Origin of the sequence: Gordonia otitidis, from assembly GCF_020735545.1 — a bacterium.
Taxonomy (GTDB): Bacteria; Actinomycetota; Actinomycetes; order Mycobacteriales; family Mycobacteriaceae; genus Gordonia; species Gordonia otitidis.
The window spans coordinates 3,440,320-3,454,289 of sequence record NZ_CP085974.1; the positions used below are offsets into that span (position 1 = coordinate 3,440,320).

The 13,970-nt window shown below is 66.6% G+C and carries 13 protein-coding genes; 9 read left to right on the plus strand and 4 right to left on the minus strand.

Annotated elements, in window-relative coordinates; genetic code table 11:
• Positions 1 to 14: 14 nt before the first annotated feature.
• Positions 15 to 1,172: an alpha/beta hydrolase family protein gene (locus tag LK459_RS15785; RefSeq protein ID WP_227919460.1), complete on the minus strand. Its 1,158-nt coding sequence runs from the start codon at positions 1,170 to 1,172 to the stop codon at positions 15 to 17.
• A 98-nt stretch (positions 1,173 to 1,270) separates the two neighbouring features.
• Positions 1,271 to 1,945 (minus strand): mycofactocin system transcriptional regulator, encoded by a 675-nt coding sequence (gene mftR, locus LK459_RS15790; RefSeq protein ID WP_227919462.1) that lies wholly within the window; start codon positions 1,943 to 1,945, stop codon positions 1,271 to 1,273.
• A 161-nt stretch (positions 1,946 to 2,106) separates the two neighbouring features.
• Here mftR and mftA point away from each other — a divergent pair, with 161 nt between their 5' ends.
• The 4 genes from mftA to mftD all read left to right on the plus strand — a co-directional run bounded on the left by mftA (position 2,107) and on the right by mftD (position 5,229).
• Complete coding sequence (mftA, locus tag LK459_RS15795; RefSeq protein ID WP_227923798.1) at positions 2,107 to 2,190, plus strand: mycofactocin precursor MftA; 84 nt, start codon at positions 2,107 to 2,109, stop codon at positions 2,188 to 2,190.
• Positions 2,190 to 2,552, plus strand: a complete 363-nt coding sequence (gene mftB / locus LK459_RS15800) for a mycofactocin biosynthesis chaperone MftB (RefSeq protein ID WP_227919464.1) — start codon at positions 2,190 to 2,192, stop codon at positions 2,550 to 2,552. Before mftA ends, mftB begins: the two co-directional genes overlap by 1 nt.
• 103 nt (positions 2,553 to 2,655) lie before the next feature.
• Positions 2,656 to 3,936: a mycofactocin radical SAM maturase gene (gene mftC / locus LK459_RS15805; protein WP_227919467.1), complete on the plus strand. Its 1,281-nt coding sequence runs from the start codon at positions 2,656 to 2,658 to the stop codon at positions 3,934 to 3,936.
• A 90-nt stretch (positions 3,937 to 4,026) separates the two neighbouring features.
• Positions 4,027 to 5,229 carry a pre-mycofactocin synthase MftD gene (gene mftD / locus LK459_RS15810; RefSeq protein ID WP_227919469.1) on the plus strand — a complete coding sequence of 401 codons (1,203 nt, stop codon included), beginning with the start codon at positions 4,027 to 4,029 and terminating at the stop codon, positions 5,227 to 5,229.
• A gap of 744 nt (positions 5,230 to 5,973) precedes the next feature.
• On the opposite strand, the gene LK459_RS15815 is transcribed toward mftD, so the two are convergent.
• Positions 5,974 to 6,789 (minus strand): mycofactocin-coupled SDR family oxidoreductase, encoded by an 816-nt coding sequence (locus tag LK459_RS15815; RefSeq protein WP_227919470.1) that lies wholly within the window; start codon positions 6,787 to 6,789, stop codon positions 5,974 to 5,976.
• Between the two features lie 120 nt (positions 6,790 to 6,909).
• Complete coding sequence (locus LK459_RS15820) at positions 6,910 to 8,061, minus strand: CaiB/BaiF CoA transferase family protein (RefSeq protein ID WP_227919472.1); 1,152 nt, start codon at positions 8,059 to 8,061, stop codon at positions 6,910 to 6,912.
• Between the two features lie 271 nt (positions 8,062 to 8,332).
• On the opposite strand from LK459_RS15820, the gene mftE reads away from it, so the two are divergent.
• The 5 genes from mftE to LK459_RS15845 all read left to right on the plus strand — a co-directional run bounded on the left by mftE (position 8,333) and on the right by LK459_RS15845 (position 13,894).
• Complete coding sequence (gene mftE / locus LK459_RS15825) at positions 8,333 to 9,043, plus strand: mycofactocin biosynthesis peptidyl-dipeptidase MftE (protein WP_007236667.1); 711 nt, start codon at positions 8,333 to 8,335, stop codon at positions 9,041 to 9,043.
• Positions 9,040 to 10,488: a mycofactocin biosynthesis glycosyltransferase MftF gene (gene mftF / locus LK459_RS15830; protein WP_227919473.1), complete on the plus strand. Its 1,449-nt coding sequence runs from the start codon at positions 9,040 to 9,042 to the stop codon at positions 10,486 to 10,488. Before mftE ends, mftF begins: the two co-directional genes overlap by 4 nt.
• 21 nt (positions 10,489 to 10,509) lie before the next feature.
• Positions 10,510 to 11,817: a mycofactocin system GMC family oxidoreductase MftG gene (mftG, locus tag LK459_RS15835; protein ID WP_227919476.1), complete on the plus strand. Its 1,308-nt coding sequence runs from the start codon at positions 10,510 to 10,512 to the stop codon at positions 11,815 to 11,817.
• 125 nt (positions 11,818 to 11,942) lie between these two features.
• Positions 11,943 to 12,620: a FadR/GntR family transcriptional regulator gene (locus LK459_RS15840; RefSeq protein ID WP_227919477.1), complete on the plus strand. Its 678-nt coding sequence runs from the start codon at positions 11,943 to 11,945 to the stop codon at positions 12,618 to 12,620.
• Positions 12,617 to 13,894 carry a CynX/NimT family MFS transporter gene (locus tag LK459_RS15845; protein WP_407648599.1) on the plus strand — a complete coding sequence of 426 codons (1,278 nt, stop codon included), beginning with the start codon at positions 12,617 to 12,619 and terminating at the stop codon, positions 13,892 to 13,894. Before LK459_RS15840 ends, LK459_RS15845 begins: the two co-directional genes overlap by 4 nt.
• Positions 13,895 to 13,970: the final 76 nt, after the last annotated feature.

Genomic DNA, 13,970 nt, shown 5'->3' on the forward strand with positions numbered 1-13,970 from the left:
GCTCGTTCGTCCACTTAGCGCGCGAAGGCGCTACGCAGGAAATCGTCCCACGCCGCCCACTGCGCGGAATTCATCTGGGTGTGGCTGCCCGTGCCGAGAACGGTCCGATGGTCCACGCCGTTCGCGGTGAAGTCCGCCTCGAGCTTCGCGTGCAGCGGGGAGGGCACGGTGAGGTCGCCCGCGTTGACGAGCAACAGGGTCGGTCTGGTGTATCCGGACGTGGGCACCGCCATGTACCGCTCGAGGGAGGCACGCAGCGCGGGTGATCCGAGCGGCTTGGCGAGCAGGCTCCCGAACGCCGTCCCCGCAGGAAGCTTGGGGGCCGGGCAGCCCTTGCCCACGGTGTCCACGAGACGTCGACCGTAGGGCGAGAGGTAGCTGTCGACATCGACTGTCGGGTCCGCAACCCGGTTACCCGCGAGCACAGCGAGCAGATAGCCGTAGGCCTTCTCCAGGACTGCAGGAGCAGGCGGGACGTACGGCCCGAGCAAGCTCATCACCTCCTCGACGTCGGATTCGGGGTCGACTGCGATCGCTCCCCGGAAGTCTGTTGGCCCGCCGTACCTGCTCTGCAGGTGTGCGGTCGCGAGCGCGGCATGCCCTCCCTGCGACGGACCGGCAACCACCCACTTGTCGGCCAGACGCGGTTCGACGGTGCGCGCCGCGTGCAGCAGATCGATGGTGGCAGCGCCCTCGCTGTCGACGTTGAGATATGGATGGACGCCGGTGTCGAACCGTCCGAGTCCCACGTAGTCGGGTGCGACGACCGCGTACCCGGACGCCAGGAGGCGTGCGATGAACCTGTCCGACTTGGCATCCGGGGCGCTCTGGCCGCCGCAGCCCGGTCCGTACCCGGACGTGCCGTGTGTGTAGGCGACCACGGGCCAGCCTCCTGCGGGCGGCCGTCCGGCGGGAAGGAGCAGGCCGCCGCTGGCAGGCACCGGCGTTCCGTCGGCGCCACGTGTCCAGTAGTCGATGGCGATGCCATGGGCGGCACCACGCCACCCGTCGGGGCGGGCCTGGGTGTCGATGACCGACCCGGCGGAGCCTGCCCGGCCGGCACTCGGCGCAGCATGAGTCGGTGTCGCCTGCGCGAGCGGCGCCGCAAGCGCGAGGCCTATCACAGTGGCTACCGCGGCGAGCGCCGCTCTGGTGGATACGGCGACGCTCACGGTGTGGACCTCCGAGGAAATCTGATGTTGATGGTCGGGCAACCGCAGCATACGAGTCGGCCGCCATCGGGCATGTGCGATTGGGGTGAAGACCCAGCTCACCCGAGAGCGCGCAGGCCGTCGGTGAGTGTCGCGCACCCTGACACGATCAGCGCGGTCAGATCGGCTTCGGGATCAGCCAACCACTGCTCGTAGGCGGCGAGGGTGGCGCCCAGACACATCCAGCCGATGGTCTGGGGAATGTGGTCGCCGACGTCGAGTGTGAGTCTGCGCGCACAGAATTCTGCGACCACCTGACGCCACTCGGCATACATCAGCATCGAATATGCCTGCAACGCAGGCACTCCCAGAAGCAGTGTCATGCGACGACGATGGTGATCCAGGTAGGCGTCGTCGACCGCGTTGAACGACACGAGCGCGTCGGTCAACGCCTGCGCGATCGGCAGTTCCGGGGGGATTCCGGCCAGCAGCATGCGCATGTCGTCGAGGTGTGAGTCGAAGTCTCCCCAGCAGATGGCGTTCTTCGACGGGTAGTAGCGGAACAAGGTACGCCTGGCGATGCCCGCGGCGTCGGCGATGTCGTCGACGCTGGTGTTCTCGAAGCCTGACTCGGTGAACATGTCGATCGCGATCTCGCTGATCTCGTCGCGCGTCGTGATCGGCCTGCGGCCCGGTGTCGCCGCTGGCCTGCGGCGTGGTGTCGTCGAGGGCCTTCGGCGTGGTGCGTTCGGGGGTTCCGGGGCCGTCGAGGTGGTGGGGTCCGAAGGGTTCATCCTCACCTGTCCGTCTGGATAGTTTCCGCTGTGGGCTGTTTTCATGCACCCGGTGCCATTATAGTGTTGCGTGATCCACTTCACTTCACCAACACAAGGAGGTTTGGATCATGGCAGATCAGTCAGCCAAGTCTGTGCAGGACGCGACGGCGACCACCGGGATTCCGGCGGACACCGATGCCGAGCTCGTGGGCGAATCGCTTGTCGAAGAGGTCTCGATCGACGGGATGTGCGGGGTCTACTGATGTCCGCACCGACATCGCATGAGGTCACCGGGGGTCGCGACGCGGCCACCGGTGACCCGGCCGCATCCGCCACCACCGGCCGACCTGGAGCGACCTTCGACGCCGCGGAGGCCTGGCAGCTCAACCCGAAGGTCGCGTTACGCCCAGAACCCTTCGGCGCGTTGCTTTATCACTTCGGGACGCGCAAGCTCTCGTTCCTCAAGAACCTCACGGTGGTCGGCATCGTCGAATCCCTGCGCGATCACGACAGCGCCGACGACGCCCTCGCGGCAGCGGGTATCGACGCGGCCCAGCGTCCGCTCTATGTGCAGGCGCTCGACGCTCTCGCCGCGTCGGAGATGATCTGTCGTCGCGCGGACTGAGGCGACCTGAGCCTCGGAAGAAGTCAGCCCCTCGCGGCCGTACGTCCGCGTCAGCTCCCACGTCCACAGCAAGCTTCTCCACAGCAAGCGCCAAGGAGTATCCATGACCACTCTCGAGTTGCCGCCAACCGCAACCGAACTCGCCGCGACCTCCGCACTGGCGACGTCTGCCGCGCCCCCCAAGGTCGGGCGCCTCGTCGACCAGTTCGAGAAGGGCCTCGACGCCCCTATCTGCCTCACCTGGGAGCTGACGTACGCGTGCAATCTGGCGTGTGTGCACTGCCTGTCGTCGTCCGGCAAGCGCGATCCGCGTGAGCTCTCGACCGAGCAGTGCAAGGCGATCATCGACGAGCTGCAGCGCATGCAGGTGTTCTACGTCAACATCGGCGGCGGCGAACCGACTGTGCGACCCGACTTCTGGGAACTCGTCGACTACGCGACGAGCCATCAGGTGGGAGTGAAGTTCTCCACCAACGGCCTGCGCATCGACAAGTCGGTCGCGCAGCGCCTCGCGGCGTCGGACTATGTCGACGTCCAGATCTCTCTCGACGGAGCCACCGCGGAGGTCAACGACGCCGTGCGCGGACCCGGTTCGTTCGACATGGCCGTGCGGGCGCTGGAGAACCTCGCCGAGGCGGGATTCCGCGACGCCAAGATCAGCGTGGTGATGACCCGTCAGAATGTCGCGCAGCTCGACGAATTCAAAGCGCTGGCCGACCGGTACGGTGCCACGTTGAGGATCACCCGGTTGCGTCCATCCGGCCGCGGCGCCGACGTCTGGGACGACCTGCATCCGCTTCCCTCGCAGCAGCGCGAGCTCTACGAATGGCTTGTGGCACACGGTGAGAACGTGCTCACCGGCGACTCCTTCTTCCACCTCTCGGCGTTCGGATCGGGCAACGGGGGAGGGCTCCCGGGTCTCAACCTGTGCGGTGCGGGCCGTGTCGTGTGCCTCATCGATCCCGTCGGCGACGTCTACGCATGCCCGTTCGCGATCCACGAGAACTTCCTCGCGGGCAACATCGTGTCCGACGGTGGTTTCTCCGAGATCTGGCAGAACTCCGAGCTGTTCACCGAACTGCGTGAGCCGCAGAACGCCGGAGCGTGTACCAAGTGCGCCCACTTCGATGCCTGCCGCGGAGGCTGCATGGCGGCCAAGTTCTTCACCGGACTACCGCTTGCGGGACCCGACCCCGAATGTGTGCAGGGCTTCGGCGAGGAGCTGCTTGCCGGTGAACGGTCCAAACCGACTGCGAACAAGGATCATTCGCGCGGCACACCCCTCACACTCATGACGCGCAGGCCAGACGGCGATCTCGCGCCGGTCGGCGGCCCGCCGTCGAAGAACTGCGACGAGAATCCGCTCGCAGGCTTCGCGCTGTAACAACCCACACACGAGCACGCACACCGCCCGGTCCGACACCGGGCTCGTCCGAACGTGCCCGCGGCAGAATGAAATAGGTAGGAACACACCATGGTCACCAATCCCTGGGCGCGCAATCCCTGGTTCGAGACCGTCCACGAGGCGCAGCGTCGAGCGAAGAAGCGTCTGCCCAAGTCGGTCTATTCGTCGTTGATCGCCGGCACTCAGGGCGGGCACACCACCCGCGACAACGTCGAGGCGTTCGACGAGATCGAGTACACGCCGCACGTCGTGGGAGCGCAGCCCGATCGTGAACTGTCGACCACCGTGATGGGGCAGGACCTGTCATTTCCGGTGATGATCTCGCCGACCGGTGTGCAAGCCGTCGACCCGGACGGCGAGGTCGCGGTGGCGCGAGCCGCTGCCGCTCGCGGAACCGCAATGGGATTGAGCAGCTTCGCATCTCACCCGATCGAAGAGGTCACCGCGGTCAACGACAAGGTCTTCTTCCAGATCTACTGGCTCGGTTCCCGCGACGACATCCTCGCCCGCGCGATGCGCGCGAGAGAGGCCGGCGCCAAGGGACTCATCGTGACCACCGACTGGGTCTTCAACATCGGTCGTGACTGGGGGAGCCCGGAGATCCCGGAGAAGGTGGACTTCAAGGCGTTGCTGCGTCTCGCCCCCGAGATCGCCGTCAAGCCGCGATACGCACTCGACTGGATTCAGGACGGCAAGATCATCATCCCCGACCTCACCGCGCCCAACGTCTCCAAGGGCAAGGGGCAGCCAGGCCCGACATTCTTCGGCGCCTACGGCGAGTGGATGAACACCCCGCCGCCCACCTGGGACGATCTGCAGTGGCTGCGCGAGCAGTGGGGCGGACCGTTCATGGTCAAGGGCGTGACGCGACTCGACGACGCCAAACGTGCCGTCGACATCGGCGCAACCGCGCTCTCGGTGTCCAACCACGGCGGCAACAACCTCGACGGCACCCCGGCCACCATCCGACTGCTTCCGGGTATCGCCGACGCCGTCGGCGACCAGATCGAGGTGCTCCTCGACGGTGGAATCCGACGCGGCAGCGACGTCGCCAAGGCCGTCGCCCTCGGCGCCCGTGCGGTGATGATCGGCCGCGCGTACCTGTGGGGACTCGCGGCCAACGGTCAGGCGGGCGTCGAGAACGTCCTCGACCTGCTCCGCATGGGCCTCGACGGCGTCGTGATGGGCCTGGGCCACAAGAGCGTTCACGAACTGTCCCGCGACGACCTGATCATCCCCGAAGGCTTCGAGCGGTCGTTCGGCCACGTCTGACCGCCCGCGTGCGGGTGGTCGAGTCGACGCCTCGCGGCGCCGCTGCCGCGGGGTGTCGACTCTTCGGCTCCCGTTCCGTCCGCGCTTTGCGGGGGTGCGGGGCCGCGGCGGGGTGCGTGCGGCGCGCGAAAAGTAGGGGAAAGGGTCTTTCCGCGGGTTTTGTGCTCTTCCCCGAGAAACTTCGCGGGGAAGAGTACGAAAGTAGGGGAAGAGTTGCCGAGCGGGTGCTGCGCCCCGCAGGAACTAGGAGAAGAGTTGCCGCGAGGGTGCTGCGCTCCGCAGAAACTGGGGGAAGCGCTGCCGAGCGGGTGCGGCGCCTCGCAGAAACTGGGGGAAGCGCTGCCGAGCGGGTGCGGCGCCTCGCAGAAACGAGGGGAAAGGATTCTTCCGCGGGTTTCGTGCCCTTCCCCGAGAAACTTTGCAGGGAAGAGCATAAAAGTAGGGGAAGAGTATCCATCCCCCAATTCCAGCGGGTGCCGTTCCGTTCTTCCCGCGAAACTCCCGCGCCGCAGCGTTTTTGGGAATTAACTCGACGCCGCGTCGTGACACCGGTGCTGTCGGCGCGATTCCTGGTGCTGTCGGCGTAAGACCGGGTGCTGTCGGCGTAATTCCTGGTGCCGTGGGCGTAAGACCGGGTGCCGTGGGCGTAGGACCGGGTGCTGTCGGCGGGAGGCCCGGTGCCGTGGGCGTGATTTCCGGTGCTGTCGGCGCGAAAACCGGTGCCTCGGCGCGAGACGCAGCGCCTCAGACCTTCGAGTTGCCCATGTCGATCTGGAACTGGGCGCCGGTGATGGCGCGGGCGGCGGGGGAGGACAGGTACAGCACGGCGTCGCTGATGTCGTCGGTGGAGGCGACGGGGAAGTGATCCATCATCGAGATGAAGTACCGCGTGTACTCGCCCATCTCGAAGATCCTCATCGCCGAGGTGTCGGCGACGCCCATCGGGGTGTCCACCGCGTACGGATGCACCGAGTTGACGCGAATGTTCTTGGGCGCGAGCTCTTTCGACGTGGTCTGCGCGAGTCCGGTCAACGCGTACTTCGACGCGGAGTACGCGGCCTGCATCGGCATCGCCTTGAGGCCCGCGACCGACGAGACGACCACGATCGACCGGTTGTCTGCCTCGGTCTCCAGCAGCGCGGGAATGGTGGCGCGCAGTGTCTTCCAGGTCCCGGTCACGTTGACGTCGAGCACATCGGTGAACTGTTTCTCGGGCAGTTCCCACGTGAATCCCCATGACAGAATGCCGGCGTTGGCGACGACGTGGTCGAGCCGACCGAACTGTTCGACGCCGTCGGCGACGAGCTGCTCCTGGAAAACCAGATCGCGGGTATCGCCCTGTCGCGCAAGGATCTTGCCGCCGACCTCTTCGACGAGCCGTACTGTCTCGGCCAGGTCGGCCTCCGTCGAGGACGGATAGGTGATGTAGTCGGCGACGGTGTCGGCGATGTCGAGGCCGATGATGGACGCGCCCTCACGCGCGAAACGGATGGCATGATTGCGGCCCTGGCCGCGTGCGATACCCGTGATGTACACGACCGTGCCGTCGAACTGTCCCATGAGCAGAACTGTAACACGTTCTAGTTGTCGTGCGGGTCAGATGATCCGGGCCCCTGCCGGTTCACGCCCGGACCCGCCGACGAGGCCAGCAGGACGGGGGCTGTCGAGCCCGACGCGACCTCAGTCGGTCCAGACCGTCGCGGCCTCGACAGCCTCGCGGTCCGGGCCCCGCGGCGTCGACGGCGTTGTCCGGGAGAACCGCGGAGCCACCTGAGCCTGTCGCACGTCGTCGATCTCGACGAGGTTTGCGCGAGCAGCCATGTGCGGATCGTCGGGGGCTTCGGCGAAGGTGAGGACCGGCGAGACACAGGCGTCGGTTCCCTCGAAGACTTTCGCCCACTCGTCGCGGGTGCGGGATGCGAACGTCTCGGTGAAGATCTCCTTCAGCCGGGGCCAGCTCGAGACGTCGTTCTGATCGGGAAGATCGGCGTCCGTCAGGCCAAGGCCGCGCAGCATCTCCGCGTAGAACTGCGGTTCGATCGCCCCGACGGCCATGTATCGACCGTCCGACGTCTCGTAGACCTCGTAGTAGGGCGCACCGGTGTCGAGCATGTTCGTACCGTGTTCGTCACGCCACAACCCGGTCCCGCGGAAAGCCCAGATCATCTGTCCCAGAACCGAAGTACCGTCGACCATCGCAGCGTCGACGACCTGCCCGCGGCCCGACGACGCGCGCTCGACGAGCGCCGCGAGGACACCCATCACCAAGAACATCGACCCACCACCGAAGTCGCCGACGAGGTTCATCGGCGGCACCGGGCGTTCGCCTGCTCGCCCGATCGCGTGCAGCATGCCCGTCAGCGAGATGTAGTTGATGTCGTGGCCTGCCTGCCGCGCACGCGGACCGTCCTGACCCCAACCGGTCATGCGGCCATAGACGAGGCGCTCGTTGACCGACTCCACGTCGGATGGGCCGAACCCCAGACGCTCCATGACACCTGGACGGAAACCCTCGAGGAGAACATCGGCCTTTCCGATGAGCCGTAGGATCTTCTCCCGATCGGCGGGGTCCTTGAGATCGGCCTCGACGACACGCCGCCCGCGAAGGAGTGCGTCGGCGTTGCGCGCCGGATCAGGCAGCTGCCCCGGACGCTGGATGCGAATGACATCCGCGCCGAGGTCGGCCAGCATCATCGCTGCATGCGGGCCCGGCCCGATACCCGCGAACTCGACGACACGTATGCCGTTGAGCGGACCACCCGTACCAATGTTTTTCGACGATGCGCCGCCGGTCGACCGGCTGTCCGCGTCGGAGGTCGACGATGCGCTCATGAGGTTCCTCCCGCTCGGTGTGGGGCGCCGCTGTGTGTCGGGCGTCACGATCGCCTCAGCATGCCATACCGAGCGATCGTTCGGCAGGGTCGGGGGTGGTTGTCCGACAGAACCGGGGGCAATCGTCCGGCGGACCGGGAATCGACCGTACGGCGGAACCGGGCTGATTGTCGGACAACAACACGCACGCCGAGCCGACTCTCCGCGGTATAGGGGACAAAGTTTCCGGCGGCGGTTACCTCCGAGGCTTCACATCGGTAAAGTCGACCCAATGACGCGTCCGGCGACTTTGAGTTCGTGTACTTGGCCGGAACTGGACGAGTCCGCCACCACGCTCCTGGTCGCAGTCGGTTCCCTCGAACAGCACGGGCCGCACCTGCCACTCGACACCGACACGCGCATTGCGAGCGCCGTGGTCACCCGCATTCGTACAGACCTCGCCGATCGGTCGACCCTCGTCGCGCCGCCACTGGCTTACGGTGCCAGCGGCGAGCACGAAGGTTTCCCCGGCACCATCTCCCTCGGGCACGACGCGCTACGCGGCGTCCTGGTGGAGTACGGGCGCAGTGCCTGCCGGTGGGCGCAGCGCGTGGTCTTCGTCAACGGCCACGGCGGTAACGCGACGACGCTGGTCGACGCTGTCCGGTTGCTTCGCTACGAAGGTCGCGACGTCGCGTGGTGTCCATGCGCGTTCGTCGGCGCCGATGCGCATGCCGGTTCGACGGAAACGTCGGTGCTGCTACATCTTTCGCCCGAGTCGGTGCGCCAGGACAGCGTCGAGGTCGGAAATCGTGCGCCCATTGCGACACTGCTGCCGACGATGCGCGACGGGGGAGTTGCCGCAGTGAGCGTCAACGGCGTACTCGGCGATCCGACGACGGCATCGGCGAGGGACGGGGCAGTGCTGGTCGAGCACCTGGTGAGCACTCTGAGCGCCGCGATCCGGCGATGGGATGTCGCCGAGGACGGACGGCTGCGATGAACGCCCCCACAGACGCGCCACCGGCGCCGACGACGACCAGTGGATTGCCCAACGGCTTCCAGGTGCAGATCGACATGCGCTGTGCCCGGCACGGTGATCTGCGTTTCCTCGTCGGCGGGTCACCCACCCGCATGATGCGCCTGTCCGACGCGGCGCTCGGAATGACATCGGCCGACGGCCGGATCGAGGTGTGCGACGGTCCCACCCGCGCGCTGGCCCGACGGCTCCTCGATGCGGGAATGGCCAATCCGCGCCCCATGCACGGACCGTCCACCGACGACGTCACCATCGTTGTTCCCGTGCGCGACAACCAATCCGGCGTCGACAGACTCCTGTCTGCAACGCAGGGCGTCAAGACGATCGTCGTCGACGACGGCTCATCGACACCGATCGTCGCCAACGGACCGCAGGTACGTGTGCTGCGTTTCGAGCAGAACCGTGGCCCCGCCGCCGCACGGAACGCGGGAGCGGCGGCGGCCGACACCGAGTTCGTCGCGTTTCTCGACTCCGACGTGGTGCCCAACAGTGACTGGTTGATGATGCTGCTCGGTCACTTCTCGGATCCACTTGTCGCCATCGCGGCACCGCGCATCGTCGGATTGGCCCGCGACGCCGAGCAGCCCGATGACCACAAACGATCGCTCGCCGAGCGCTACGAGAACGGACACTCGTCGCTCGACATGGGCCCCAGCGAAGCCGGCGTTGTGCCGGGAACGCCGATCGCCTATGTCCCCAGTGCGGCAATGTTGGTACGCACCAGCGCATTCGAGGGATTCGACGAATCGCTGCGAGTTGCCGAGGACGTCGACCTGTGCTGGCGGACTCATGAGAAGGGCTGGCGCATTCGCTACGACCCGATCGCCACGGTCGCGCACGATCACCGCACCACGATGCGCACCGTGCTGAATCGTCGACGGTTCTACGGGACCGGTGCGGCGTTCCTCGCGGAGCGGCACGGGGACTCCGTGGCGCCGGTCGTGATGTCGATGTCGATGGCAGCTGCCGTAGCCGCCCTTCTGACGCATACCAGAATCGGCCTGGCCCTGGCCGCGGTCATCCTGCTCCGCGTCGGCCATCGACTCCGAACACGTCTGGGAGAGTTACCCGAAGCAACGCGCGTGTCGGCACAGATGACTTCTCGCGCAACCTTCTTCGGGCTGTTACAGGCCGCAGGCGCCGTGTGTCGCCATTACTGGCCGGTGGCTTTACTGCTCGCTCTCGTCTCGCCGCGGTTCCGACGCATCGTCGTGGAGATCGCGGTCGCAGAAGGTCTGGTCGAGTGGATCCGTTCCGTCGCGGCAGAGCCTGCGGTCGCACCGACCATGGGGCCCTTCGGTTACCTGCTGTGCCGACGACTCGACGATCTCGCCTACGGCGCAGGCCTGTGGCAAGGGGTGCTCGTGCATCGCGATGTCGCGGCATTGCGTCCGGTCCTGACGCCGTAAGCGTTCGAACTCGCGGTCATCGTGGTGTACCCGACCGAAGGTGGTGATGCTCCCGACGTCGTGATCGTCGGTGCGGGTAGTGCGGGATCGGTCCTCGCCGAGCGGCTGTCGCGTCACGATCAGCGGTCGGTGCTCGTGCTCGAGCAGGGGCCGGACGACTGGCCGGACGCCGAAGCCCTCGATCTGCGGAGGCTACCGATCTCCGAGGACGAGCCGTTCGTGACCCACCACGGTGGATCGCCGGATCTGTCGATCGTTCGCGGACGCGGACTCGGCGGGTCCTCGACCGTGAACGGCGCCTACTTCATGCGGTGGCACCGCGACGACTTCGATACCTGGCAGGGGACGTGGACCGCCGACGCCATCGACAAGGCCTACACCGAACTCGACGCGACGATGGCGGTCCATCCCTACACCGACGGCGAGCTCGCCCCGACCGCGCGCGCGTTCGAGCAGTACTGGGGAGCGCGTTGTCCCACCCGACCGTTCGACGAGAAGTGGCCGGTCGTCGGAGTCAATCGAGTGCGTTCCAACAGCCTCGACGGTGCTCGCCGTACCTCCGCCGATGCGTACCTGCGTCCGCATCTGACCCGCCCGAACCTCCGGGTCCGCACCGGTGCACGGGTCGATCGACTACTCATGGACGGCGATGATGCACTCGGCGTGGTGTGCAACGGCCGCGAGATACACGCAGGGGAGGTCATTCTGTGCGCCGGGACCCTCGGCACCGCACGGGTGTTGATGAGGTCCGGGATCGGCGGTGCGCAGTTGCAGGTGCACGAGCACCGAGAGGTGCTGGTCGGGTACCGCCTGCGTGAGCAGTACCGACGGGGTCCGCTCCTGCCGACGGCGGTACACACCGCCGACGGCCTCGAAATCCGTTGCTACCGCGATGATTTTGCGCGGTATATCAGTGGTATGGCCCCGTCGGGGCCCGCCGTCGGAATCGCCGCGATGCGTCCCGGCGCGCCGGGAGAGGTGTACCTCGACGGCGACGCAGTCGGCATACGACTCGGCCCGCCCGTCGACGATGTGCGTGAGCGACTGGCGCGCAGCACGCGAGACGTGGTCGCGATGTTGGCCTCGCCGGTGTTCAATGCACTCGTCGATGCCGAATCCATTCGGATCGATCCGGTCCTGCGGACCTCTCAGCATGCCTGGGGCTCGATGCCGATGGGCGACCGGACGGACTGGCTCGGTGGCGTCCGCGGCGTGCGACACCTGCGGATCGTCGACGGCTCGATTCTCCCGACCTCTGGCCGCAGCGGACCGCACGCCACGACGATGATGGTCGCTGCCGTGATCGGCGACGCGCTCGCGACTCGCTGACCGCGGTTCTCGAGAGGTCCGCGGCCACTCTGCCACGCCACCGAGGTCCGTCCATCCTCTCGATCGCCAGGCACAAGCCCGGAACTCGCCCAGGAGAGTCAAACATGGGATGTTAGGATGTGCCCATGTCCGATGTCATCGAGCGTCCCAGGCGGACCAGCGAACTCGTCGTGGAGCGGATGGAGAGGCTCATCCGCGACGGCGAGTGGCCGGTGGGCACCTGTATCCCGCCCGAACCGGAACTGGTGAAGCATTTCGGAGTGGGGCGCAACACGATTCGCGAGGCGGTGCGAGCTCTCGAACACTCGGGAATGCTCGTCCCGCGCCGCGGTGACGGTACCTACGTGCGTAGCGCCAACACGTTCGCCGCCGCGATGACCCGCATGGCGACGTCGGAAATGCTGGAGTTGCTGCAAGTGCGGCGGGCGTTGGAATCAGAGGCGGCCGCAGGCGCGGCACGAGACGCCACCGCCGACGCGAAGCGCACCCTGCGGGACGCGCTCGACCGTGCGGAGGCCATCCTCGCGACCGGTGACATCGACGCCTACGCCGATGCCGACATCGACTTCCATACCGAACTCGTTGCGGCGTCGGGGAATCCGCTGTTGATCGAGATCTACTCCGGCGTCCTAGAAGTGATGCACCGCACCCATGCCGACATCGCGGAGTTGTCGATCTCGGCCAACATGCATCCGGCTGGGCACCGCGACGTGGTCGCCGCGATCGATGTGGGCGACGAGCAGGCGGCGCGTGCAGCCGTCGTCGACTACCTCGCCGAGGCGGAAGGGAGTGTGCGTCGGTGAGCGGAACATCGGGCGCCGCATCGTCGACACAGGCGCGGTCGACACACGCGCCGTCGACGACCCCCGAGACCCCGACCGAGCATTCTCTTCACCGCAATCCCGGCGAATTACGGGGTGTGGCAGCGATTCTCGCTGCTGTCGGGATCATGCTGGTCGCCGCCAACCTGCGTCCCCCCGTCGTCTCCGTTGCGCCGTTGATCGACGTCATCCGCGATGATCTCGGATTCTCCAGTGCCACAGCGGGGTTGCTGACCACGCTGCCGGTGCTGTTCTTCGGACTCACCGCCCCGATGGCGCCGCGGCTTGCGGCGAGGTGGGGGATCGAGCGGACGATCTTCGCCTCACTGATCGTCCTGGTGGCCGGAATCCTGTTGCGTCTCATCCCCTCTGTGCCCACTCTCTTCCTCGGGTCAGCGGTCCTCGGAGCCGCGATCGGTGTGTGCAACGTGGTGTTGCCCGCCTTGATCAAGCGCGATTTCGCGCATCGGTCGGGTCTGATGACAGGTCTGTACTCGATGACCCTGTCGGGCGGGGCCGCGGTCACCGCCGCGGTCATGGTGCCGTTGGACACGGCGCTCAACGAGAACTGGCGTATGTCACTGGCGATGTGGGCGCTGCTGGCGATCGTCGCCATCGTCGTCTGGCTTCCGCAACTGCGCCGGGTGCACACCGTCGCGGTGGGTCCGCGGGCTCCCGGGCTCTGGCGTGATCCGATCGCCTGGGCGATCACCGTCTACATGGCTGCCCAGTCGTTCATCTTCTACACGTTCAGTGCGTGGCTCCCGCAGTACCTGATCGACCACGGTAGTTCTGCCGCGAGTGCCGGGACCGTGTTGGCGATCGGCCAGGTCGTCGCACTGATCATGTCGCTGGTCGCCCCGATCATCGCGGGGCGCTTCGCTGATCAGCGTCTGGTGACACTCGGATTCCTGGCCATCTGCGCGGCAGGTTTCGTCGGTCTCGTCTTCACCGACCATGCCACGGTCCTGTGGGTGTGCATGGTGATGCTCGGACCGGGTGCTGCCATCAGCCTCGCCCTGTTGTTCATGGTGCTACGCAGTTCGTCTGCCACCCAGACCGGCCAGGTGTCAGGCATGTCCCAGTCGGTCGGGTACATCCTCGCCGCGGCCGGTCCCATCGCGATCGGCTGGATTCACGACGCCACCGGATCGTGGTCGATTGCTTTCGGCATCCTGGCGCTGGCCGTGATCCCTCAGGGGCTTGCCACGCTGCTCGCCGCCAAGAACGTGCGGATGCCCAGTCACCTCGACTGATCTGTCGTCGCGACACTCGATGTCGAGGAGATCATCGGTGTGTGACCCCGACCGCGTCGGCCATTGCCCGGGGCAG

Bases quoted from the DNA above. Each gene is read 5' to 3' on its own strand.
- mftR (WP_227919462.1), bottom strand. From the start codon at position 1,945: ATGAACCCTTCGGACCCCACCACCTCGACGGCCCCGGAACCCCCGAAC.
- mftB (WP_227919464.1), top strand. From the start codon at position 2,190: ATGTCCGCACCGACATCGCATGAGGTCACCGGGGGTCGCGACGCGGCC.
- mftC (WP_227919467.1), top strand. From the start codon at position 2,656: ATGACCACTCTCGAGTTGCCGCCAACCGCAACCGAACTCGCCGCGACC.
- mftD (WP_227919469.1), top strand. From the start codon at position 4,027: ATGGTCACCAATCCCTGGGCGCGCAATCCCTGGTTCGAGACCGTCCAC.
- LK459_RS15815 (WP_227919470.1), bottom strand. From the start codon at position 6,789: ATGGGACAGTTCGACGGCACGGTCGTGTACATCACGGGTATCGCACGC.
- LK459_RS15820 (WP_227919472.1), bottom strand. From the start codon at position 8,061: ATGAGCGCATCGTCGACCTCCGACGCGGACAGCCGGTCGACCGGCGGC.
- mftE (WP_007236667.1), top strand. From the start codon at position 8,333: ATGACGCGTCCGGCGACTTTGAGTTCGTGTACTTGGCCGGAACTGGAC.
- mftF (WP_227919473.1), top strand. From the start codon at position 9,040: ATGAACGCCCCCACAGACGCGCCACCGGCGCCGACGACGACCAGTGGA.
- LK459_RS15840 (WP_227919477.1), top strand. From the start codon at position 11,943: ATGTCCGATGTCATCGAGCGTCCCAGGCGGACCAGCGAACTCGTCGTG.